This is a genomic window from Sanguibacter biliveldensis (assembly GCF_033798665.1).
Classification (GTDB): Bacteria; Actinomycetota; Actinomycetes; order Actinomycetales; family Cellulomonadaceae; genus Sanguibacter; species Sanguibacter inulinus.
In genome coordinates, this window is the sequence record NZ_CP138359.1 from 3698998 (window position 1) to 3720651 (window position 21654).

At 71.2% G+C, this 21654-nt stretch carries 18 protein-coding genes; 9 read left to right on the forward strand and 9 right to left on the reverse strand.

Going from position 1 to position 21654, the window contains the following annotated elements; translation table 11 throughout:
- Positions 1-10: 10 nt before the first annotated feature.
- The gene (gene nirD, locus SANBI_RS16125; protein WP_319156824.1) at positions 11-367 is read right to left on the reverse strand and encodes a nitrite reductase small subunit NirD; all 357 of its coding nucleotides are present in this window, start codon (positions 365-367) and stop codon (positions 11-13) included.
- Complete coding sequence (gene nirB, locus SANBI_RS16130) at positions 364-2937, reverse strand: nitrite reductase large subunit NirB (protein WP_319156826.1); 2574 nt, start codon at positions 2935-2937, stop codon at positions 364-366. The genes nirD and nirB overlap by 4 nt, the downstream gene beginning before the upstream one ends.
- A gap of 213 nt (positions 2938-3150) precedes the next feature.
- Between nirB and SANBI_RS16135 the strand changes: the two genes are divergently transcribed.
- The 3 genes from SANBI_RS16135 to SANBI_RS16145 all read left to right on the forward strand — a co-directional run bounded on the left by SANBI_RS16135 (position 3151) and on the right by SANBI_RS16145 (position 5544).
- Positions 3151-3483 carry a cupin domain-containing protein gene (locus tag SANBI_RS16135; RefSeq protein WP_319156829.1) on the forward strand — a complete coding sequence of 111 codons (333 nt, stop codon included), beginning with the start codon at positions 3151-3153 and terminating at the stop codon, positions 3481-3483.
- Between the two features lie 88 nt (positions 3484-3571).
- Entirely contained in the window at positions 3572-4114 is a 543-nt protein-coding gene (locus tag SANBI_RS16140) for a GNAT family N-acetyltransferase (RefSeq protein WP_319156831.1), read from the forward strand.
- 362 nt (positions 4115-4476) lie between these two features.
- Entirely contained in the window at positions 4477-5544 is a 1068-nt protein-coding gene (locus tag SANBI_RS16145) for an IS110 family RNA-guided transposase (RefSeq protein WP_319156833.1), read from the forward strand.
- Between the two features lie 104 nt (positions 5545-5648).
- Here the strand turns inward: SANBI_RS16145 and galK are convergent, their stop codons facing one another.
- The 3 genes from galK to SANBI_RS16160 form a co-directional block, all read right to left on the reverse strand.
- A complete protein-coding gene (gene galK, locus SANBI_RS16150) occupies positions 5649-6878 on the reverse strand; it encodes a galactokinase (RefSeq protein WP_319156835.1) in 1230 nt (409 codons plus the stop codon).
- Positions 6875-8089, reverse strand: coding sequence for a galactose-1-phosphate uridylyltransferase (galT, locus tag SANBI_RS16155; RefSeq protein ID WP_319156837.1), 1215 nt, complete (start codon positions 8087-8089; stop codon positions 6875-6877). Before galT ends, galK begins: the two co-directional genes overlap by 4 nt.
- 68 nt (positions 8090-8157) lie before the next feature.
- Positions 8158-10341 (reverse strand): alpha-galactosidase, encoded by a 2184-nt coding sequence (locus SANBI_RS16160; RefSeq protein ID WP_319156839.1) that lies wholly within the window; start codon positions 10339-10341, stop codon positions 8158-8160.
- A gap of 321 nt (positions 10342-10662) precedes the next feature.
- On the opposite strand from SANBI_RS16160, the gene SANBI_RS16165 reads away from it, so the two are divergent.
- Positions 10663-11865 (forward strand): ROK family transcriptional regulator, encoded by a 1203-nt coding sequence (locus SANBI_RS16165; RefSeq protein ID WP_319156841.1) that lies wholly within the window; start codon positions 10663-10665, stop codon positions 11863-11865.
- A gap of 45 nt (positions 11866-11910) precedes the next feature.
- On the opposite strand, the gene SANBI_RS16170 is transcribed toward SANBI_RS16165, so the two are convergent.
- Entirely contained in the window at positions 11911-12237 is a 327-nt protein-coding gene (locus SANBI_RS16170; protein ID WP_319156846.1) for a hypothetical protein, read from the reverse strand.
- 90 nt (positions 12238-12327) lie between these two features.
- On the reverse strand, positions 12328-12828 hold the full coding sequence (locus SANBI_RS16175; RefSeq protein ID WP_319156848.1) for a hypothetical protein: 501 nt from the start codon (positions 12826-12828) through the stop codon (positions 12328-12330).
- Between the two features lie 84 nt (positions 12829-12912).
- Here SANBI_RS16175 and SANBI_RS16180 point away from each other — a divergent pair, with 84 nt between their 5' ends.
- Together SANBI_RS16180 and SANBI_RS16185 are read left to right on the forward strand one after the other, a co-directional pair.
- On the forward strand, positions 12913-13779 hold the full coding sequence (locus SANBI_RS16180; RefSeq protein ID WP_319156850.1) for a hypothetical protein: 867 nt from the start codon (positions 12913-12915) through the stop codon (positions 13777-13779).
- 39 nt (positions 13780-13818) lie between these two features.
- Entirely contained in the window at positions 13819-14523 is a 705-nt protein-coding gene (locus SANBI_RS16185; RefSeq protein WP_319156852.1) for a DUF1361 domain-containing protein, read from the forward strand.
- Positions 14524-14806: 283 nt separating this feature from the next.
- Here the strand turns inward: SANBI_RS16185 and SANBI_RS16190 are convergent, their stop codons facing one another.
- On the reverse strand, positions 14807-15802 hold the full coding sequence (locus SANBI_RS16190) for an acetylxylan esterase (protein ID WP_319156854.1): 996 nt from the start codon (positions 15800-15802) through the stop codon (positions 14807-14809).
- Between the two features lie 139 nt (positions 15803-15941).
- Entirely contained in the window at positions 15942-17036 is a 1095-nt protein-coding gene (locus tag SANBI_RS16195; protein ID WP_319156856.1) for a LacI family DNA-binding transcriptional regulator, read from the reverse strand.
- 240 nt (positions 17037-17276) lie between these two features.
- On the opposite strand from SANBI_RS16195, the gene SANBI_RS16200 reads away from it, so the two are divergent.
- The 3 genes from SANBI_RS16200 to SANBI_RS16210 are packed head-to-tail and all read left to right on the forward strand — an operon-like array spanning position 17277 to position 21606.
- Complete coding sequence (locus tag SANBI_RS16200) at positions 17277-19652, forward strand: beta-xylosidase/alpha-l-arabinosidase (RefSeq protein ID WP_319156859.1); 2376 nt, start codon at positions 17277-17279, stop codon at positions 19650-19652.
- On the forward strand, positions 19649-20656 hold the full coding sequence (locus tag SANBI_RS16205) for an ABC transporter permease (protein WP_319156861.1): 1008 nt from the start codon (positions 19649-19651) through the stop codon (positions 20654-20656). The genes SANBI_RS16200 and SANBI_RS16205 overlap by 4 nt, the downstream gene beginning before the upstream one ends.
- The gene (locus SANBI_RS16210) at positions 20650-21606 is read left to right on the forward strand and encodes a carbohydrate ABC transporter permease (protein ID WP_373367317.1); all 957 of its coding nucleotides are present in this window, start codon (positions 20650-20652) and stop codon (positions 21604-21606) included. Before SANBI_RS16205 ends, SANBI_RS16210 begins: the two co-directional genes overlap by 7 nt.
- Positions 21607-21654 lie beyond the last annotated feature (48 nt).

Below are 21654 nucleotides of genomic sequence, written 5' to 3' on the forward strand. Positions count from 1 at the left end.
TGCGACACGGTCACCGCACGACCGCCGGTCCGACGAAGACGTCGCCGCCGTCGACCCGCACCGGGAAGGTCGCGAGGTCCTGCGGTTCCTTGCCACCGGCGTCGAGGCACTCACCCGTGCGCAGCGACCAGACCTGCTTGAACATCGGCGAGGAGAGCACCGTGACGTCGCCGACGGACCCGACGAGACCGCGGCACAGGACGTTCGCGCCGGAGAAGGGGTCGTGCTGCTGCACGGCCAGGACTGTGTCGTCCTCGAGCCTGAACAGCGCGACCTGCACACCGTCGACGAGTGCAGCCGCCCCGCGCTCGGGGACGAGGTCGGGCAGCGAGCAGACCCGTGTCCAGCGATCAGTCGTGGCGTTCACCGTCGTACCTCCAGCGTGCGGGCGATCACGGGGTTGGGGTCGGCGACCTCTCCGGCCCGAGCAGGCCGGACCTGGCCGCGCTCGGAGGTGTACGAGAGGTCGGGGTCGTGCTGGTCGGGGGCGTTGACGAAGGACACGAAGCGGCTGAGCTTCTCGGGGTCCGCGAGCGTCTCGGCCCACTCGTCGCGGTAGCTCTCGACGTGGTGGGCCATGAACGCCTCGAGCTCCGCACCGATGCCGAGGGCGTCGTCGACGACCACCCGCCGCAGCTCCGCGATCCCGCCCGGGTAGTCCGCGACCCACGGCGCCGTCCGCTGGAGCCTGTCCGCGCTGCGGACGTAGAGGGCGAGGAACCTGTCGATCACCTGGATGAGGCGCTCGTCGTCGAGGTCTTCGGCGAGCAGGTCGGCGTGGCGCGGGGTGAAGCCGCCGTTACCGCCGACGTAGACGTTCCAGCCCTTCTCGGTCGCGATGATGCCGACGTCCTTGGCCCGGGCCTCCGCGCACTCGCGGGCACAGCCGGAGACGCCCATCTTGAACTTGTGCGGCGCTCGCAGCCCTCGGTAGCGCATCTCGATCTGGACCCCCATGCCGACGGAGTCCTTGACCCCGAAACGGCACCAGGCCTGCCCGACGCAGGACTTCACGTTGCGCAGGGCCTTGCCGTAGGCCTGACCGGACTCGAAGCCGGCGTCGACCAGGCGGGTCCAGATCGCGGGGAGCTGGTCGATCCGCGCCCCGAACATCCCGATGCGCTGGGCACCGGTGATGCGCGTGTAGAGACCGAACTCCTGCGCGACCTCGCCGATCACCAGGAGCTTCTCCGGGGTGATCTCGCCCCCGGGGACACGCGGGACGACCGAGTAGGTGCCGTCCTTCTGCATGTTGGCCATGACGTGGTCGTTGGTGTCCTGGAGGGCTGCCTGCTCGGGCTCGAGCACGTGGCCGGGGCCGAGGGAGGACAAGATCGAGGCGACGACAGGCTTGCAGACCGAGCAGCCGCGGCCGGTCCCGTGGGCCCCGACGATCTCGGAGAAGGTCCGCAGCCCCTCGCGCCGCACGAGGTCGTAGAGCTCGGCGCGGGCCATCGAGAAGTGCTCGCACATCGCGCGGGACACCTCGATGCCGGACTTCTCGAGGGTCGCGTTGACGATCTTGGTGAGCAGCGGGACGCACGACCCGCAGACTGTCCCCGCCTTGGTGCAGGCCTTGACCTCGCCGACGCTCGTGCACCCGTGCTCGGTCACGGCACCGCGGACGGTGCCTGCCGTGACGTTCGCGCAGGAGCAGACGACCACGTCGTCGGGCAGCTCGAGGGACGGCACGCCGGCGCCGCCCTCGGGGGCGAGGAAGGCCGACGGGTCGGCGCCGAGCGGGCGGCCGAGCATCGGGCGCAGCGAGGGGTAGAGCGCGACGTCGCCGACGAAGACCCCGCCGAGCAGGACCTTCGCGTCGTCGGAGACGACGAGCTTCTTGTACGTCTTGGCGACAGGGTCGGCGAAGGTCACCTCGAGTGCGCCGGGGGTCAGGGCGAAGACGTCGCCGAAGCTCGCGGCCTCGACTCCGACGCCCTTGAGGCGGGTGCCCTCGGGGAAGGTCTCATAAGTCGTCGTGCCACCGAGCAGCTGGTCGACGACCACTTCGGCCATCTTGTTCCCGGGCGCCACGAGGCCCGTGCACTCGCCCTCGTAGGAGGCGCACTCGCCGATAGCCCACACGGACGGGTCGGAGGTGCGGCAGGTCGGGCCGACCACGACGCCACCGCGCTCGCCGACCGCGAGGCCGGCCTCGCGGGCCACCCTGTCGCGGGGGCGGACGCCCGTCGAGAAGACGACGACGTCGGCGGGGACGCTCGTCCCGTCGGAGAGCTCCATGGTCGCGACGGCTCCGTCGCCGGCTGCCCCCAGACGTGTCGCGCCTGTCGAGGTCCGGACGTCGAAGCCGAGGTCGGTCACCAGGACGCGGAGCGCCTCGCCGCCGCCCGGGTCGAGCTGGACGCTCATGAGCCTGTCGGAGAACTCGACGACAGTCGCGCTCGTGCCGAGGGTCTGCAGGGCGGCGGCGGCCTCGAGGCCGAGGACTCCCCCGCCGACGACGGCTCCGGCGAGCGGGCGGCCGAGCTTTTCCGAACGCAGCCGGACCCACTCGTCGAGGGCGACCACGTCGGCCATCGTCCTGTAGGTGAAGACGCCCGGCAGGTCCGTGCCGTCGGTGCGCGGGGTCCAGGCCCACGAGCCCGTCGCGAGCACGAGGTCGTCGTAGGCCTCGACGCGGCCGGAGCGGGTCGTGACGGTCTGCCCCGCGAGGTCGAGGGCGGCGACGGCGTCGCCGGTGACGAGGGTGACCCGCGGGTCTGACCAGGGTCCGGCGTCGAGCACGAGGTCGTCCGGGGTGCGCCCTGCGAAGAACTCAGAGAGGTGCACGCGGTCGTAGGGGGCGTGGGGCTCGTCGCCGATGACGGTGAGGGTCCAGTCGCCTTCGGGCGAGCGCTGGCACAGGTGCTCGGCGAACCGGTGGGCGACCATGCCGCCGCCGACCACGACGATGCGGCCGTGAGGAAGGGAGCTCATGTGATCTTCTCTGCGGGGTGGGGGCCGGGCGGGTACGCCGGTACCACTATCGTCCGACGACTTCCCGAGGCCCTCCGGGGTCCTAGGACCCAGTCCGACAGGCGGGACGCGGTCCGCCAAACGGACTCACCGCCTCGCTGGACGACTGTGAGATCTTCTGATCCAGGGCCTAGGTCACGTGTGCTGCGACCTCTGTGCTGGGAGGCTCGAGAGATGGAGAAGCTCTCGCTCACAGCCCAGGCCCGCACCACCCTCGACGAGGCCCGGATGTCCTCGAACGGACGCAGCGCGCACACCGTCTACGGGGGGCACGAGCAGACGCTGCGGCAGACGATCATCGCCCTGACCGCCGGTGAAGGTCTCGCGGAGCACGACAGCCCCGGGGAGGCGACCTTGCAGGTGCTGCAGGGACGGGTCCGCCTCGTCTGCGGCGAGGACAGCTGGGACGGGGCGCCGGGTGCGCTGCTGGTGATCCCCGACGCCCGGCACTCCCTCGAGGCCGACGAAGACTCGGTCGTGCTGCTGACGGTCGCGAAGCGCAGCTGACGGCTGCGGCGAGGTCGCGGTCCTGGGGCTCGACCTCGGCGGAGAGGTGCGACCTCTCCGGACGGCATACCGTCGCTAGGGTCGGGGGATGACGAGAACCTTCGCCTCACGCGTCGACGACGACATCGAGCTCGTGCTGCTCGACCACCACCACACCGACGCGATCCACGCGCTGGTGCTCTCGAGCCTCAACCACCTCCGGCCGTGGGAGGAGATCGCCCGCCCGGACCTCACCCGCGAGGAGACCCTCGAGTACGTCACCGCCGGCCAGCGCTCGTGGGCCGAAGGACGCGCGCTCCCGAGCGCGGTCGTCTACCGCGGGGAGATCGCCGGCGTGGTCGGCGCCCGGATCACCCGCGAGGTCGACAAGGCCGAGATCGGCTACTGGCTGGGCTCTGCGTACCAGGGGCTCGGGATCATGACGCGCTCGGTGCGCGCCGTCGTCCAGACGCTCTTCGAGGACGAGGGGATGCACCGCGTCGAGCTGCGCACGGCTGCGGACAACCTGCGCAGCCGTGCGCTCGCGGAGAGGCTCGGCTTCACCCTGGAGGGGACGCTCCGTGAGGCGTACCCGATCGACGGGGTCCGCCACGACCTGTGCATCTACGGCCTGCTCCGCACAGATCCCTGACGACGCGCCCGCGAACGTCCCCGACGAGGTCGCACCACAGCTAGCGAGGTCGTACGGACACGCTGTGAGTCTTGGGGTGGCTGGTCTGGGACTGGCTGGTGAGGATGGTGCTGGCCGCTTGCCTTGGTCGTGACTCACGGACACGCTGGCCCCGATCATCGGGTGCCTTGGTCTGGATCTGTCCGGTCGAGGTGGGGTGGCCGGCGCCGTCCTGGCCCACCTCGGTGACCTGATCAGAAGGCTGTCCACCCTCGCGGGCGCGACTCGTCACAGTGCTGTCCCGGAGTGACTGTTCCCCAGGCTGGCGCCGGCCGTCAGTGGCCGGACCGTTTTCCCTGGATCAGCGAAGGGCTCCAACCACCATGACTATCGTCGCCCATGCTCACCCGTTCGTCATCGGCGTGGACACCCACGCCCGCAATCACGTCCTGGCGGTCGTGACACCCACCGGCCAGAAGATCGACTCTGCCCAGTTCCCGACCACCCAGGCCGGCATGGCCCGCGCGATCGCCTGGGCTGGTGCTCGCACCGGCGGCGACCTCGAGGCGTTGTGGGTCATCGAAGGCATCGGGTCCTACGGCGCCCAGCTGGCAACAACGGTCGAAACCCGCGGCTACCCGGTCGCCGAAGCACCCCAGATGGACGCCCGGGCCCACCGAGCCAGGGGCAAGTCTGACGTCCTCGACGCCCACCGCATCGCCGCCGCGGCCCTGCCCCTGGCCACCGACCAGCTACGTCACCCGCGCCTGAGCGAGGGAGTCCGGGCCGCGCTACGCGTCCTGATCACCGCTCGCGACCTCATGACCACCCAGCGCACCGCCACCCTCAACGCCCTGACCGCCCTGCATCGCCTGGTGGACCTGGGCATCGACGCACGCAGACCCCTGACCAACGCTCAAGTGATGATCGTGGCCCGCTGGCGACCCCGCGCCGAAGACCTCGCCACAGCGACCGCCCGCACCGAAGCGATCCGCCTGGCCAAGCAAGCACACGACCTCACCGACCAGATCACGACCAACGCCGCTGGCATCAACGACCTCGTCCGGGCCAGCCACGGCGCACCGCTCCTAGACAAGCCTGGCATCGGCCCCATCACCGCCGCGATCGCCCTGACCGCCTGGTCTCACCACGGACGAGTGCACTCCGAAGCAGCCTTCGCCGCCCTTGCCGGAACGAACCCCATCCCCGCCTCATCAGGCAACACCACCCGCCACCGGCTCAACCGCGGCGGCGACAGACGCCTCAACCGCGCACTGCACACCACCGCGCTCAATCGCATGATCCACGACCCACAAACCCGCGCCTACGTCGAGAAACGACGCGCCCAGGGCCTGACCACCAAAGAGATCCGACGCTGCATCAAGCGCTACCTCGCCCGCCAGATCTACCGAACCCTCAACGCCACACCCAACCCACTTGACGAGACATAGAAGGATCCAGAATCCGGGCTCAGGGGCCCCGATCTGGCGTGTCCGTGCGACCTCGGCGAAGAAGGGCGACCTGGTGGGGAGGTGCCCCCGGCCACGGTCTCGGGTCAGGCCGCAGGGCCACCCGCGACCGCGACCAGGAACCCGGGCGCGCGCAGGCCCTCGGACTCGAAGGCTGCGGCGATCTCGCCGGCGACCTGCTCGGCGTCCTCGACGCGGACCAGGGCGATCGCGGAGCCACCGAAGCCGCCGCCGATCATCCGTCCGCCGAGGGCACCGGCCTGCACGGCCGCGTCGACCGCGACGTCGAGCTCGTGGCAGCTGACCTCGTAGTCGTCGCGCAGCGAGGCGTGGGCCGCGGACAGCACGGCACCGACCTCGGACGTCCGTCCGGAGTCGAGCAAGGACACGACCTCGCCGACACGGGCGATCTCGGTGACCACGTGCTTCACGCGTCGCGCGGTCATCTCGGGGTCCTGCCCAGAGGCATCCAGCGCACCGGGGGCCGTGAGAGTCGCGAGAGCCGCGTCGAGGTCGGTGACCTCGCGCAGCGTCTCGACGCCGAGCACGGCCGCGGCCGCCTCGCAGGTGTCCCGGCGCGCGGCGTACTGACCGTCGACGAGGGCGTGCGGGGCACGCGTGTCGACGACGAGCAGCGCGAGCCCGTCGGAGGCGAGGTCGAAGGGGATCTGGCGGACCTCGAGGCTGCGGCAGTCGAGCAGCAGCGCGTGGCCCTCCTGCGAGCGGAGCGCAGCGGCCTGGTCCATGCCGCCCGTCGGTGCACCGGCGATCTCGTTCTCCGCGCGGATGCACGCGGCGACGAGGTGCTGGCGACCTGCGTCGTCAGCCCCGTGCCCGAGGTCGAAGAGTGCGTCGAGACCGATCGCGACCGACCCCTCGAGGGCAGCCGACGACGACAGCCCGGCGCCGTAGGGCACGCAGGACGTGATCGCCACGTCGAAGCCACCGAGCGTCGCGCCGGCCTGCTCGAGCGCCCACGCGACACCCACGACGTACGCGACCCACCCGGTGACCGTGCCCGGGGCGACGGTGTCGAGGTCGACCGTGACGACGGTGCCGGCCTCCTGCGCGGAGACGAGGCGCACCGTGCGGTCTGCGCGGCGCGTGATGGCCGCGTAGGTACGGTGCGGCAGCGCGAAGGGCAGCACGAGACCGCCGTTGTAGTCGGTGTGCTCACCGATGAGGTTCCCGCGGCCCGGAGCCGACCACACGCCGTCGGGCGCTGCGTCGAAGACCTCGGTGAAGAGGGCACGCGCCTGCGCGCTGCCGTCCTCGACGTCCCAGGCGTCGAGCCAGTCCACGTCGATGCTCGTCATGACGCCACCTGCACGAGACGGTCGGCGATGCGCTCAGGAGTCGTGTCGGAGATCCACGCACCACCGCCGGACTCGGAGCCGGCGAGGTACTTGAGCTTTCCGGGTGCCCGCAAGATCGAGAAGATCTGCAGGTGCAGGCGCAGGTCGTCGCGGCCCTCGCGGACCGGGGCCTGGTGCCAGGCGGAGATGTACGGGGCCTTGGTGGGCGTGCCGTCCTCGGCCGCCGGGAAGAACCTGTCCATGCGCCCGAGCAGCTCGAGGTACACGGTCGCGAGGTCTTCGCGCTCGGCGTCGGTCAGGCCCGGCAGGTCAGCGACGTCGCGGCGCGGTGCGAGGTGGATCTCGATGGGCCAGCGCGCAGCCATCGGCACGTAGGCGACCCAGTGCTCGGACTCGAGCACGATGCGCCGGCCCGAGCGCAGCTCGGCGTCGAGGACGTCGGCGAGCAGGTTGCGGCCGGTCTTCTCGCGGTGCGCGCGCGCCTGGCGGAGCATCGTCTCGGTCTTGGGCATGAGGTACGGGTAGGCGTAGATCTGCCCGTGCGGGTGGTGGAGCGTCACGCCGATCTCCTGGCCGCGGTTCTCGAAGCAGAAGACCTGCTCGACGCCGTCGACCTTGCCGAGCTCGGTCGTGCGGTCGGCCCAGGCCTCGATGATGGTGCGCATGCGACGAGGGCTCATCTGGGCGAGGGACTTCGTCGAGTCGGGCGAGAAGCAGATGACCTCGCAGCGGCCGACGGCCGGGCGCTGCTGCCACAGGTCTTCGCCGTCGACGTGGGTGATCTCGTCGACGGTCCCCGGGACGCGCATGAGCGAGGAGAAACGGTTCTCGAAGACGACGACGTCGTAGTCCTCGGCCGGGATCTCACCGTCGGAGTACGCGGCACCCGGCTTGGCGGGGGCGAGCGGGTTCGCGTCGGCGGGGGGCAGGTGGGTGCGGTTCATGCGGTGCGCGGCGTGCGGGATCCACTCGCCTGTCAGCACGTCGTAGCGCATCGTCGGACCGGTGACGGGCTGGACGGTCTCGACGCCATCGGCACCGATCGTCACGACGGGCTCGTAGCGCCCGGGCAGCGGGCGCGGGTCGTCGAGACGGCGCGTCTGCTCCCCCGAGACGTAGGGCTCGGAGTCGTCGAAGTAGAAGAGGTCGCGGCCGTCGGCGAGGGTCGTCGCCGTGCGGCGCACGAGAGGTGCGGAGGAGTCCGTGGTCATGATGGCCTCTGGTTCGGGTGGTGCGGGGTGGGTGGTCGAACGGGCGGAGCAGGTCTCTCGGTGGCCGGTCAGACGGCCTCGACGTGCAGGAGCACCAGGTGCTCCGGGTTCTGGGTCGGCCCCTGGACGCCGACGCGGTCGAGCGTGCGGCCCGAGAGCTGGACGCCGTCGTCCCACCACGCGAGGCGGGCAGCGCCAGAGCGGGTGCCCATCGCGTCGGCAGGGTCGATCGGCGTGACGCGGTACTGGCGCGCCGGGTCGAGGCCGGGCAGACGGACGCGGCCGGGGTACTCGTCCGCGCCCGACCCGAGCTGCACGACGGCGAAGATCGCCTCGTCCTGCTCGGTCGAGACCACACCGTGCACCCAGGTGGTGGGCTGCGGGTGGTCGGCGCGGACGACCGTCCCGGTGTGCAGCAGACCGCGGTGCTGCTTGTGCAGGGCGATCCAGCGGGCCAGCTGCGCCTTGTCCTCGTCCGAGGCCGACGTGAGGTCCCACTCGATGCCGAGGTGGCTGAAGAACGCCGTCCCCGCGCGGAAGCTCAGGTCGTGGCGGCGGCCCGTCGTGTGGCAGTGCGGCGAGCCGATGTGCGAGCCCATGAGCTCGGGCGGCACCAGCAGACCGGTCCCGGCCTCGATGCTCTGCCGCTCGAGGGCGTCGATGCAGTCCGAGGCCCACACGCGGTCCGTGCGCTCGAGGATGCCGAGGTCGACGCGGCCGCCGCCGCTCGAGCAGCTCTCGATCTCGAGACCGGGGTGCCGACGGCGCAGCTCGTCCATGAGCCTGTAGACCGCGAGCGTCTGCTCGTGCACACCGGCCTGGCCCGTCGTCGTGTGACCGGCCTCGACGACGTCACGGTTGAAGTCCCACTTGACGTAGTCGACGCCGTACTCGGAGACGATCGAGTCGACGCGCTCGAGGACGTAGTCGTAGGCGCCCGGGTGCCCGAGGTCGAGGACCTGCTGCCAGCGGGCCTCGAGCGGCAGCCTGTCGCCGGGCCGCAAGATCCACTCCGGGTGCGCCCGCGCGAGGTCGGAGTCGGGGTTGACCATCTCCGGCTCGAACCACAGGCCGAACTGCATGCCGAGGCCGTGCACGTGGTCGACGAGCGGTCCGAGACCGTCGGGCCACACACCCTCGTCGACGAACCAGTCGCCCAGACCCGCCTTGTCGTCGCGGCGGTGCCGGAACCAGCCGTCGTCGAGGACGTAGCGCTCGACACCGATCGCCGCAGCCTCGTCGGCCAGGGCCTTGAGCTTGTCGAGGCGGTGGTCGAAGTACACCGCCTCCCACACGTTGATGAGGACCGGGCGCTCGGGGCGCCCGTTCGCGACCGACGGGTGCTGCGGGCGGGCCCGCAGGTCGGTGTGGAACCGGCCGGAGACCTCGTCGAGACCGTCGCCGTAGGAGGCGTGGACCCACGGAGAGGTGTACGTCTCGCCGGCCGCCAGGATGATCTCGCCCGGGAGCAGCAGCTCGCCGGCCGCGAGCTGTCGGGCGCCGTTCATCACCTTCTCGGCGACGACCCGCGAGTTGCCCGACCACGCGACGTGCACCGCCCACACCTCGCCCGAGCGGTAGCCGAAGCCGGTGCGGCCGGCAGCGACGAGGAACGACCCGTCGAGGCTGCGGCCCTTGCGGACCTCGCGGACGTGCGTGCCGTAGGTGAAGGGCTTGCGCTGCGCCGAGCGCTCGCGGATCCAGCGACCTGTGAAGTCGAGGATCTCGTCGGCCTCGGTCGGGACCGGGAGCGAGACGTCGAGAGAGGACAGCGTGTAGGGAGCACGGTCCGCGGCGGCCGTGCTGGTGACCGACGAGCGCGTGCGGACGACACCGGCTGCGGTGAGCTCGATGTCGAGGGTGAGTGCGAGGGCGGCTGCGGGGTCTTCGGCCTGGATGGTGACGCGCTGCGAGCCTGGACGCTCCCCTGCGCCGAGGGTGATCGCCTCGGGCCCGGTGGTGCGCAGGGCCGTCGTGAAGTCGGCTCCGGCGCGGTGGCCGCTGATGCCCGGGGTCCCGAGCCAGCCTGCGGAGGCCTCGGGGACGACGGTCAGGGCTGCGGGCTGGTCGAAGCTCGACCCGGCGACCTGCGGGACGCTCGCACGGCGCAGCTCGACGAGCTCGGCCTGGGAGACGTCCCCGAGGTCGGCCCCCCAGTGCAGGACACGAGGGAGGAGGGTCCCGGACACGTCGAGGACGAGGCTGACCCCGGCCGCGCGCAGGTGCAGGAGGTCGGGTGCTGCAGTCGTCACAGGGGTGACTCCTTCGTCAGGGCGTCGTCGCGGGGTGCTGCTGGGGTGCTGCCGGGTACGGCGGTGTCGGCAGCCGCCGAGCGTCGTCGACTGCTGACGCCCGTCAGCATTATTTCTACGTCAAAACTTAAAGGACTGTCAAGGGTGGGGTCCCGAAGTCGCACGTCGTCGCGCGAGGTCGCACGGACACGCCAGATATCGTCGAGAACCCGCGAATCTGGCGTGTCCGTGCGACCTCGGACCTGATGGGACGACCTGGGCGTGACCGGGGCAGGGAGCGGGCAACACATAGTTGACAGGTGGAATAAACTCGTCCACACCATGACCTCCCCTCTCCAGCCGACGGTGTCGGCGCCGTCCGCTCCGACAGCGTGGACACCGCTGTCCGGGCCGACGCGCCAGATCGCCCTCGAGGTCCTCCTCGACGGGCCGCTGTCACGCAGCGCCCTGTCGCAGCGGCTGGGCCTCTCCCCCGGCAGCCTCACCCGGCTCACCAAGCCGTTGCTCGACGCCGGGCTGCTCGTCGAAGCACTCACCCCCGCAGAGACCGAGGACGCACCACGGCTCGGGCGCCCCGCCCAGCCCCTCGACGTCGACCCGTCCTCGCACCACTTCGTCGGCGTCAAGCTCACCGGCGACCACGCCTACGCCGCGCTGACCGACCTGCGCGCAGGCGTCCTCGCCGCGACCGACGCACCGCTCGACGCCACCGACCCTGAGCACGTGGTCGACGTCGTCGCGACCCTCGTCGACGAGCTCGTCGCGACCCTCGCGACGGTCCGGCCGTCAGCATCCGTCACCGGGCTCGGTGTCAGCCTCGGCGGTCACGTCAAGCGACGCACCGACGTGACCCTCGCCGACCACCTCGGCTGGCGCGACCTGCCCCTCGCGGCGCTGCTGTCAGAACGCACAGGCCTGCGGACCGTCGTCGAGAACGACATCGTCGCGGTCACCGAGGCCACGCACTGGTTCGGCGAGGGCCACGGCTGCTCCCGCTTCGCGCTCGTGACGATCGGTGCCGGGATCGGCTACGGCCTCGTCGTGCACGACGAGGCGGTCGAGAGCCCCGAGGCCGGGCTGAGCCTGCTGTCGCACTTCCCGCTCGCCCCCGACGGGCCCGTCGGGCCGTGCGGGCACACAGGCTGCGCGACGGCGATGCTCACGACGGGGGCGCTCGTCACCCAGGCCTCCCGACACCTCGGCCGGGACGTCACGTACGACCAGCTGCTCGACCTCGCGGCCGCAGGCGACCCCGTGGCCCGCGACCTCGTCGACGCGAGCGGACGCGCGCTCGGCCGCCTCATGGCCGCGGTCGCGAACTTCACGATGCCCGAGCGCGTCGTGCTCGGCGGCGAAGGCGTGCGCCTGGCCGAGGTCGCCGCCGACGCCGTCCAGCACGGCCTGCACGGCGACCGCGACCCCCGGACCCGCCCCCTCGACATCCGCCTGCAGAGCCCCGAGCTGGCGCACTGGGCACGCGGGGCCGCCGTGGTCGCGATCCAGGCCTTCGTGCTGGGGCGCTGACGAGCTGGGCGCGCGGAAAGTCGAGGCCCCACGAGCTCCCTGCTCCTAGCCGTCGGTCGCCTCAGGAGCCACGGTGACGCGGCCTGCACGGTCGACCACGATCTGCTGGTCGGAGCAGACGGGGCCCTGCAGCATGGTCGAGTCGCCCGCGGCTGAGGCCGAGACCACCGCGACGTCACCTGGTGAGCAGCCGTAGCGATGCAGCAGAGCGCCTCCCATGGAGGGCACGACGACCTCCTCGTCCCCGAGCCGCACCGTGACGGAGTCTGGGCTCTCGTTGCTGATCGTCAGGCCGCCGCTCTCGCTGCAGGCCGTCGTGAGGAGCACGAGCCCCAGGCCTACCCCGGTCGCTCGTCGTCGTGTCGTGGTCATGTGCGCCTTCTTCCCCCTGGTCTGCCTGTGCTGGGAGCCTATGGGCGGCTGCGGGTCACGGCAGCAGTCGCCCCGAAGCGTTCACCAGACTCACACCGCGCCACCGGCTCGCGCGCCCGACCGTGACTTCGCGCGTAGCCGTCCCACCAGGAAGAAGATCGCCGCGACCGCGCACGCGGTCAGCGACATCGCCATGAGCACCTCGTCGAACGGGGTGAGGTTGCCGACCGCGTCGAGGGTCCCTGTCGAGTCCCGGTGCACCAGCAGCCGCTGCACGACCGCGACGCCAGTCAGCACCGCGGACGACGCGGCGACCACGGCGGACCTGGCGGACACGCTCAACGGGCGCGCCGAGGACGGGCGACGTAGCAGGCCGTCGACCGCAGCTGCCGACCACAGCGCCGCACCCAGCAGAGCCGACCAGCCGACCCCGCGCTCGAGCGGCGTCGCAGGCGTCGAGCCGGGCGCAGACATGTGCCGGGAGTGGTGCCCGTAGCGTTGCACGATGCACACGACGAAGGCCGCGGCGAGCACGAGCGTGACGACGCCGACGACCTGACGGGCTCTGGCCCGTGACCACGAGTGCTGCACGGCTCGACCGTAGACGGCCAGCGTGGAGGCCGAGCGGGCGGGGTGCGGCGCTCGTGTGCAGGCATCCTCCCCTAAGGTCAGGGCATGACTCGACCCGGCACCCAGGTGCTCCCCAGGCGGTGGTGGGCTCTGCTGCTCGGTGCCGGTGCGATCCTGCTCGTCCTCGGCGCAGTGGTGGCCGTGACCTACTCCCTCGCCTTCGTGCGGCGGGGAGAGACGCTCGGTGGCCTGTCGTTGCCCTTCGTCGACGCCTACCCGACGACGACAGACGTGCTCCTCCCACCCTTCGGTGCCTTCCTCGTCGGCGGCTGCCTGACCTTCGTCGGCGAGCTGCAACGACGCGGGGCGATCGTCCGCGGGTACGGGAACAACATCGCGCTGTTCAGGCCGCTCGGTCTGGTGACGCACGCCTCGTGGATCGTGGTCTCGCTCGCCGTGTGGGTCGCGATCGTGCCGCTGACCCTGTCGAAGGCCTCGGTCGACCAGGCGGCGAGCCCGACGCTGTCGAACCTCGACAGCGGGTCTGACGTCGTCTTCCTCCTCGGCGTCTACGGCGGGCTGGTCGGTGCGGTCACCGGGGCCCTCGTCGGCTCCTGGGTCAAGAAGGCGTGGTACCTGCGCACAGAGCGGCGGCTCGGCCCGCCCGGCCCCGGGACGAGGTCACCGGGCTGGTGGACCTTCACCTACTACTGGCGCGCAGACGTCTGGCTCGTCGCGCTCGGCGGGCTGCTCCTCGGCGTCGTCCCGCTGCCCTGGTTCCTCGAGAGCACCACAGCGGCCGTCGTCACAGCGGGCGTCGGCTCCGCCCTAGCGCTCGCCGGGCTGGCGTCGAGCACCCAGTACAGACGCTCGGGCATGCCTCTCGGTACGGGCTCTTCGCTCACCGGGGGCGCGACCGACATGCCTGAGCAGAGCCCCCCGACACGCCGCAACCGGCACCGACAGCCCTAGGAGCCCGTCATCCCCAGTCTTGTCCTCGGCGTCATCGGCATGAACGTCTTCGCCGTCGTGCTCGTCGTCGCCCGCGCCCGCGCCTTCCACCAGCCGCTGTACAGGCCGATGCTGCTCAACATCGGCCTGTCGATCCTGCCGGTCTTCGTGCTGCTGGTCGGGTTCGTGGCGACCTTCGTAGCCCTCTCCGGCGCGCGCAGCGACTCGACCGAGGGGGCTTTGCACCCTGTCGCGATCAGCATCGCCGTGGTGAGCGCGCTCGTCTGGTTGCTGCTGCTGCCGAACGCGAGCTACCTCATCACCGAGCTCAACCTCAGCCACCGCACCGACGACGACCCGACACCGCTCTGGTACGACATCGTCCTGGTCATCACCCTCGCGATGTCCGGGGTGCTCAACCTCGTGGTCAACGTCCTCGTGGTGCAGGTGATGTACGGCGTCGCCATGCACCCGACGGACGACGTCGCCGGGCTGACGCGGCCCGACACCCGGCTGGTCGCGATCGCGATCATCATGCTCAGCGCGGTCGGCGTGTACCTCGGGCGGTACCTGCGTCTGAACAGCTGGGACGTGACCCACCCGGCGTCCTTCGTCCGCAAGGTGCGCGACCACTTCTCGCAGACCGGTGCCGTGAAGACCTTCCTCGGGTTCACGCTGGTCCACACGATCTTCATCGCGCTGCTGTACCTGACGATCGGCGGGACGATCATCGACCTGGTCGTCGCCTCCCAGCACAGCCGCTGACGAGCAGCCGCGGCCGTGCTGACGCAGAGACCGACAGGCAGGTTCTCCCCACCCCGGTCTCTCCCACTCACCCCTGGCCCTCTCCGCGAGGTCGCACCCCTCGCCTCGAGGTCGTCCGGACACGCCAGAACCGGTCTCCCAGGTCCTTCAGCCGGCGTGTCCGTGCGACCTCGGCGGAGGGCGTGCGACCTGGTGTCGGTCGAGACCTAGGCCGGGCCGAGCGGTGAGCGGCACCGACCTCGGCGCGGGACCCACGACCTCGTGAGCAGGTCGCGCCGAGCCCTCACACAGGCACGCGCTCGCGGAGCCACTCGAGCTGGCGGCGGACGTGCAGGGCGTCGCCGCCCTCGTGGTGGTTGAAGGGGTAGACGCAGATCTCCGTCTCGACGACAGGCGACCCACCGCGGCTCCCGTAGTGGTTGTACGCCGCGAAGACCGTCGACGGCGGGCAGATGGTGTCGCGCAGCGCGACGGCGAAGTGCGCCGGGGCCGTCGCCCGACGGCCGAGGTTGACCCCGTCGACGTAGGAGAGGGTCCGCATCACCTGGTCGACCTTCTCGCGCTGGACCGCCAGGTAGGTGACCACCTCGCCATAGGGGTGCTGGTCGGTGATGCCGAGCGCCCGTCCCACGTGGCACAGGAACGGCACGCTGGTCAGCAGCGCCGCGAGGTCGGGGACCAGCCCGGCGACGGCGAGCGAGAGCCCGCCGCCCTGGCTGTTCCCCGCCGCGACGACCCGGGCCGGGTCGACCCCGGGGAGCTCGCGGACGGCGTCGACGGCCCGGACCGCGTCGGTGATGAGCCGCGTGTAGTAGTACCCGCTCGGGTCGTCGATCCCCCGCGTGACGAAGCCTGGCGCCGCGGGACCGCTGCCGACGGGATCGGGGGTGTCTCCCCCGCTTCCGTGCTGGCTGCCCTGGCCGCGGGTGTCCATGACGAGGCTCGCGTAGCCGGCCGCGACCCAGGTCAGCCTCTCGTGCGGGAACCCGCGCCCGCGTCCGTAGCCCGCGTACTCGACGACGGCGGGCAGCAGCGTCCCCTCCGAACCGGCCGGGCGGGAGAACCAGGCCTTGACCGGGTCCCCGCCGTGCCCGGCGAAGGTCACGTCCCAGGTGTCGACGAGGGTGAGCCCGGTGTCGACGCGGACCGCGTCGACGAGCGCCGGCCGTGCCCGCGCCTCGTCGAGGGTCCTGCGCCAGAAGGCGTCGAGGTCGTCGGGCTCGGGCACCTCCGGGCGGTAGGTCTCGAGCTGGTCCAGGGGCAGGTCGAACAGGGCCATGTGCCGTCCTCGTCGTCGGTCATGTCGATCCCCGGGCGCCATCGTCCGGGGCTGTGAAGGTCGTGCAGGTGGCGCGGCTCGTGCACGGTCCACCCGCGGCATCAGCCTCTCCCGGCGGGTCCGGCACGCACCTCGGATCTCACCCCTCCCAGCGCGCCGTGCTCTCCCGGACGACCAAGGACGTCGCCAGGTCGATGCGCCGGTTGGGGATGCTCTCACCCCGCGCGAGCGAGATGAGCATGCGCGTCGCGGTCCCGGCCATCTCCTTGAGGGGCTGGTTGACCGTGGTCAGCGCGGGTCCGATCCACTCGGTGAGCGGCAGGTTGTCATAGCCGACCACCGAGAGGTCTTCGGGGACGCGCAGGCCGAGCTCGCGGGCGGCGCGGAGCACCCCGAGGGCCTGCATGTCCGACCCCGCGAAGATCGCGCTCGGCCGGTCGGGCCGCGAGAGCAGCGCGAGGCCGTGCTCGTAGCCGCCGTCGACGTAGAAGTCGCCGTAGCGGGTCAGGCTCGGGTCGAGCGGGACGCCGGCCTCGTCGTGCGCGCTGCGGTACCCGTCGACCCGCGCCCGCGAGCACAGGACGTCGCTCGGACCGGAGATCACGGCGACACGCCGGTGACCGAGGGCGAGGAGGTGCCGGGTCGCGGAGAGCCCGCCGTTCCAGTTGTTCGACCCGACCGTCGGGACGTCCTCGGGCGGCTCGCCCGCGGTGTCGACGACGACGAAGGGGATCGACCGGCTCTCGAGCTGGTGGCGCTGCGAGGCGTCGAGGTTGGAGAGCACGAGCAGCACACCGAGAGGCCTGCGGGCCAGCGCCGCGTCGAGCCACTCCTGGGGAGGCCTGTGCACGCCCCCGAGCTCGGACAGCACCACGCCGACCCCGGCTGCCGCGGCGGCGTCCTCGACACCCCGGATGATCTCGATCGACCACGCCGAGTCGAGCTCGTGGAAGGCGAGGTCGATGAGCGGCTGCCCGGCCGAGGTCGGCCGCTGACGACGCCGCCTGTACTGGTGACGCTCGAGCATCTCCTCGATCCGCGAGCGCGTCTCGGGCGCGACGTCCGGGCGACCGTTGAGGACCTTCGAGACCGTCGGGATCGACACCCCGGCCTCAGCCGCGATCGACGCGATGGTCGCGGGGGCGGCCGGCCCGGCGTGGGCAGCGGCGACCGCAGGCGCGCCCGGCGCCCCGGCCTCGGTCGGGGCATCGCCCCTGGTCGTGCGTGCTGCCATGCGGCTCTCACCTGTCGTCGGGTCGCAACTTTCGAGCGACCATAGCACCCGCTCCCCCGCGCTCGACAGCGGGAAAGCCTGTTCCACGAAACCCTTGACGCCCGTCGAGACTTCACCCTACTGTCACGTCTCAACAGGTATCGCCCTTTCGGCCGATACTTTCGAGACCACGACGGAGTGGTGCGCCCGGCGACGACGCCGGGCGACGGCACGACGACGTGACCGACGACGAGGGGTCGCATGACCACGCAGACATCCGGGGCAGCCACAGGCACCCCTGAGCTGGACGCCCCGTGGAGGGACACCCGGCTCGCACCGGCCGAGAGGGCCGCGGCGCTCGTCGCCGTGATGACCCTCGAGGAGAAGATCGCGCAGCTCGTAGGCGTCTGGGTCGGGGCCGACGCCTCGGGCGGAGGCGTCGCACCGCACCAGGCCGACCTGACGCAGGACGTCCCACCGTGGGACACGCTCGTCCAGCACGGCCTCGGACAGCTGACCCGGCCCTTCGGCACCGTCCCCGTGGACCCGGTCTCCGGTGCCAGGTCGCTCGCCGCCTCGCAGGAGCAGATCATGGCGGCCAGCCGCTTCGGCATCCCCGCGCAGGTCCACGAAGAGTGCCTCGCCGGCTTCGCAGCCTGGCAGGCGACCGCCTATCCGGTGCCGCTGTCGTGGGGGGCGTCCTTCGACCCCGCGCTCGTCGCCGAGATGTCCCGGCAGATCGGTGAGTCCATGCGTGCCGCCGGGGTCCACCAGGGGCTCGCCCCGGTCCTCGACGTCACCCGCGACTACCGCTGGGGCCGCACCGAGGAGACCATCGGCGAAGACCCCTACCTCGTGGGGACCGTCGGCGCGGCCTACGTGCGCGGCCTCGAGGACTCTGGCGTCGTGGCGACGCTCAAGCACTTCGCCGGGTACTCCGCCTCCCGCTCGGGCCGCAACCTCGCACCGGCGTCGATGGGCCCGCGCGAGCTCGGCGACGTGATCCTGCCGCCCTTCGAGATGGCACTGCGCCTCGGCGGGGCCCGCTCGGTCATGCACTCCTACGCCGAGGTCGACGGGGTCCCGGCCGCCGCCGACGAAGGCCTGCTCACCACGCTGCTCCGCGACACCTGGGGCTTCGACGGGATCGTGGTCGCCGACTACTTCGGCGTGAAGTTCCTCGAGACGCTCCACAAGGTCGCGGCCGACGCCACAGCGGCAGCGCACCTCGCGCTCCGTGCCGGGGTCGACGTCGAGCTGCCCACGGTCGACGCCTACGGGCCGGCCCTCGTCGAGGCCGTCCGGCGCGGCGACGTCCCCGAGGCCCTCGTCGACAGGGCCCTCGACAGGGTGCTCACCCAGAAGGCCGAGCTCGGCCTGCTCGACCCTGGCTGGCAGGCCCTGCCCGCGGACGTCGAGACCCTCACCCTCGACGACGCCGAACGGCAGGACGTCGCGCTGCGGCTCGCACGCGAGGCCGTCGTCCTGCTCGCCAACCGCGACGCGACGCTCCCGCTCGCACCCGGCGCCAGGGTCGCGCTCGTCGGCCCGCTCGCCGACCAGCCGATGGCCATGCTCGGCTGCTACTCCTTCCCCGCGCACGTCGGGGTCCACCACCCCGACCACGCCGTCGGGATCGACATCCCGTCCGTCCGCACGGCCCTCGCCGAGCACCACGACGTGACCTACGCCCGCGGCTGCGACGTGAGCGACCCCGACCGCAGCGGCATCGCGGAGGCGGTCGAGCGCGCCCGTGACGCCGACGTGTGCGTGGTCGCCGTCGGCGACCGCGCCGGGCTCTTCGGCCGCGGCACCTCGGGCGAGGGCTGCGACGCGACCGACCTGCGGCTGCCCGGCGTGCAGGCCGAGCTCGTCGAGGCCGTGCTCGCAACGGGCACCCCCGTGGTGCTGCTGCTGCTCACCGGCAGGCCCTATGCGCTGGGAGGGCTCGCCGACGAGGCCGCCGCCGTCGTCCAGGCCTTTTTCCCCGGGCAGCTCGGCGGGGTCGCGCTCGCGGAGATCCTCACCGGGGCGGTCTCGCCCTCGGGACGCCTGCCCGTGAGCATCCCGGCCGACCCCGGGTCGCAGCCCGGCACGTACCTCTCGCCGCCGCTCGGGCACAGGTCGAGCGTGTCGTCCGTCGACCCGACAGCGGCCTTCCCCTTCGGCCACGGCCTCGGCTACGCGTCGATCTCGTGGGGCGAGGCCTCCGTCGTCGGCGCAGAGCCTGGCGACAGGGCTGCGTGGGACGTCGACGGCGAGGTCCAGGTCGAGGTGACGCTCGAGAACACCGGTGACGTCGCCGGCGCGGACGTCGTCCAGCTGTACCTGCACGACCACGTCGCGCAGGTGACCCGTCCCGTCGTGAGGCTCGTCGGCTACGCGCGGGTCGCGCTCGACCCCGGTGAGTCACGCCGCGTGACCTTCACGGTCCACGCCGACCTCACCTCCTTCGTCGGGCTCGCCGGCCACAGGGTGGTCGAGCCCGGTGACGTCGACCTCCTCGTCTCGAGGTCGAGCGCAGAGGTCAGCACGAGGCTCGGGCTGCGGCTCGTCGGCGAGGAGCGCCGGGCGGACCACACCCGCGAGCTCGTGACGGACGTCGAGGTCGGGGCGCCCACCGGGGGCCGGCCGTGACGGCCCCCGAGGCTGTCGCCCCGCCGCCGGCCACACCGCCTGCACAGGCGGACCGGACGCAGAAGGCGCGGTCGACCGCGCGGCGCGGCAGGTCGGACGGTCGGCCACCGCTGCGCAAGGTCCTGCGGAGGGACTGGCAGATCTACTCCCTCGCCGTGCTGCCGCTGCTCTTCTTCCTCGTGTTCCGCTACCTCCCCATGCTCGGCAACGTCATCGCCTTCAGGCGCTTCCGCCCGGGCGGGAGCATCTTCGGCGACGAGTGGGTCGGCCTGCGCTACATCCAGATGTTCCTCGAGGACCCGACGTTCTGGAAGGTCTTCGGCAACACGCTGACCCTCGGTGCGCTGTCTCTGCTCATCTGCTTCCCGCTGCCGATCATCTTGGCGCTGCTGCTCAACGAGGTGCGCTCGCGGTACTTCAAGCGCTTCGTGCAGACCGTCTCGTACCTGCCGCACTTCTTGTCGATCGTCATCGTGGCCGGGATGCTCATGCAGATCTTGTCCCTCGAGGGCACGGTCAACCAGATCCTCGGGTTCTTCGGCGGGGACGCGATCTCGTTCCTGCAGCAGCCCGAGTGGTTCCGGACCATCTACGTGTCCTCCGAGGTGTGGCAGACGGTCGGCTGGGGCACGATCCTCTACCTCGCGGCGCTGACCACCGTCGACGCGAGCCTCTACGAGGCCGCCCGGATCGACGGGGCCAACCGGTGGAGCCAGACCTGGCACGTCACCCTCCCGGGCATCCGCCCGACCATGGTCACCCTGCTCATCCTCAACATCGGCGCGTTCATGGCTGTGGGCTTCGAGAAGATCCTGCTCATCTACAACCCCATGACCTATCCGACAGCCGACGTCATCTCGACATACCTCTACCGCGTCGGGCTCGTGTCGAACAACTTCAGCTATGCCGCGGCGATCGGTCTCTTCGAGGCGATCATCGGGCTGACGCTCATCCTGTCCGCGAACGCGATCTCGCGCCGAGCCGTTGGAGCAAGCCTGTGGTGACCACGACAGTCTCCCCGACAGGGACCCCCGGCACGCCCGGGACCCCGCCCCGCACACCTGCGCCCACCCGCACCCGGGGCCTCAAGGACTCGCGCGGCTACCGCGTCTTTCAGGTGGTCAACGCCGTCGTGCTGCTCGGCGTCGTCGTCGTGACGCTGTACCCCTTCGTCAACATCCTCGCGCAGTCTTTCAGCTCGGACTCGGCGATCCGCGCGGGGCAGGTCAACCTGCTGCCGAAGGGCTTCAACCTCACCACGTACCAGCTGGTGATGAGCGACTCGATGTTCTGGACCAACTACAAGAACACCGTGGTCTACACGGTGGTCGCGACAGCCATCGCGATCGTCCTCACCACCTGCTACGCCTACGTGCTGTCGAAGAAGAACCTGCGCGGGCGCGGTCTGCTCATCGGCATCGCGGTGTTCACGATGTTCTTCAACGGCGGGCTGATCCCCAACTACGTGCTCATCACGAGCCTGGGGCTCAAGAACACGCTGTGGGCGATCGTGCTGCCCAACGCCATCTCGGTGTTCAACCTGCTGGTGATGAAGTCCTTCTTCGAGAACATGCCCGAAGAGCTCGAGGAGGCCGCGCAGATCGACGGCCTGTCGACCTACGGCACCCTCGCCCGCATCGTGCTGCCGCTGTCGAAGGCCGTGCTCGCCACGATGCTGCTCTTCTACGCGGTGAGCTTCTGGAACTCCTGGTTCGCGGCCTTCCTCTACATGGACAAGGCCGAGCTGTTCCCGGTGACCGTGTACCTGCGCAACCTCATCTCGGGCGCCACGTCGGCCAGCTCGACAGGTGCCGGTGTGGCCGAGGTCGCCCAGGTCTCGGCGAACATCCAGGCCGTGACGATCATCCTCACCGTCCTGCCCATCTTGTGCCTCTACCCGATGATCCAGAAGTACTTCGTGTCGGGCGTGATGCTCGGCTCGGTCAAGGGCTGAGCTCCCACACACACAAGATCCGCAGCACCCTCAGCACCCTCAGCACCT

What these genes read in the sequence shown, in the direction of transcription:
- nirB (WP_319156826.1), bottom strand. Translation starts at nt 2,937, where the DNA reads ATGAGCTCCCTTCCTCACGGCCGCATCGTCGTGGTCGGCGGCGGCATG.
- SANBI_RS16135 (WP_319156829.1), top strand. Translation starts at nt 3,151, where the DNA reads ATGGAGAAGCTCTCGCTCACAGCCCAGGCCCGCACCACCCTCGACGAG.
- SANBI_RS16140 (WP_319156831.1), top strand. Translation starts at nt 3,572, where the DNA reads ATGACGAGAACCTTCGCCTCACGCGTCGACGACGACATCGAGCTCGTG.
- SANBI_RS16145 (WP_319156833.1), top strand. Translation starts at nt 4,477, where the DNA reads ATGACTATCGTCGCCCATGCTCACCCGTTCGTCATCGGCGTGGACACC.
- galK (WP_319156835.1), bottom strand. Translation starts at nt 6,878, where the DNA reads ATGACGAGCATCGACGTGGACTGGCTCGACGCCTGGGACGTCGAGGAC.
- galT (WP_319156837.1), bottom strand. Translation starts at nt 8,089, where the DNA reads ATGACCACGGACTCCTCCGCACCTCTCGTGCGCCGCACGGCGACGACC.
- SANBI_RS16165 (WP_319156841.1), top strand. Translation starts at nt 10,663, where the DNA reads ATGACCTCCCCTCTCCAGCCGACGGTGTCGGCGCCGTCCGCTCCGACA.
- SANBI_RS16170 (WP_319156846.1), bottom strand. Translation starts at nt 12,237, where the DNA reads ATGACCACGACACGACGACGAGCGACCGGGGTAGGCCTGGGGCTCGTG.
- SANBI_RS16180 (WP_319156850.1), top strand. Translation starts at nt 12,913, where the DNA reads ATGACTCGACCCGGCACCCAGGTGCTCCCCAGGCGGTGGTGGGCTCTG.
- SANBI_RS16185 (WP_319156852.1), top strand. Translation starts at nt 13,819, where the DNA reads ATGAACGTCTTCGCCGTCGTGCTCGTCGTCGCCCGCGCCCGCGCCTTC.
- SANBI_RS16190 (WP_319156854.1), bottom strand. Translation starts at nt 15,802, where the DNA reads ATGGCCCTGTTCGACCTGCCCCTGGACCAGCTCGAGACCTACCGCCCG.
- SANBI_RS16195 (WP_319156856.1), bottom strand. Translation starts at nt 17,036, where the DNA reads ATGGCAGCACGCACGACCAGGGGCGATGCCCCGACCGAGGCCGGGGCG.
- SANBI_RS16200 (WP_319156859.1), top strand. Translation starts at nt 17,277, where the DNA reads ATGACCACGCAGACATCCGGGGCAGCCACAGGCACCCCTGAGCTGGAC.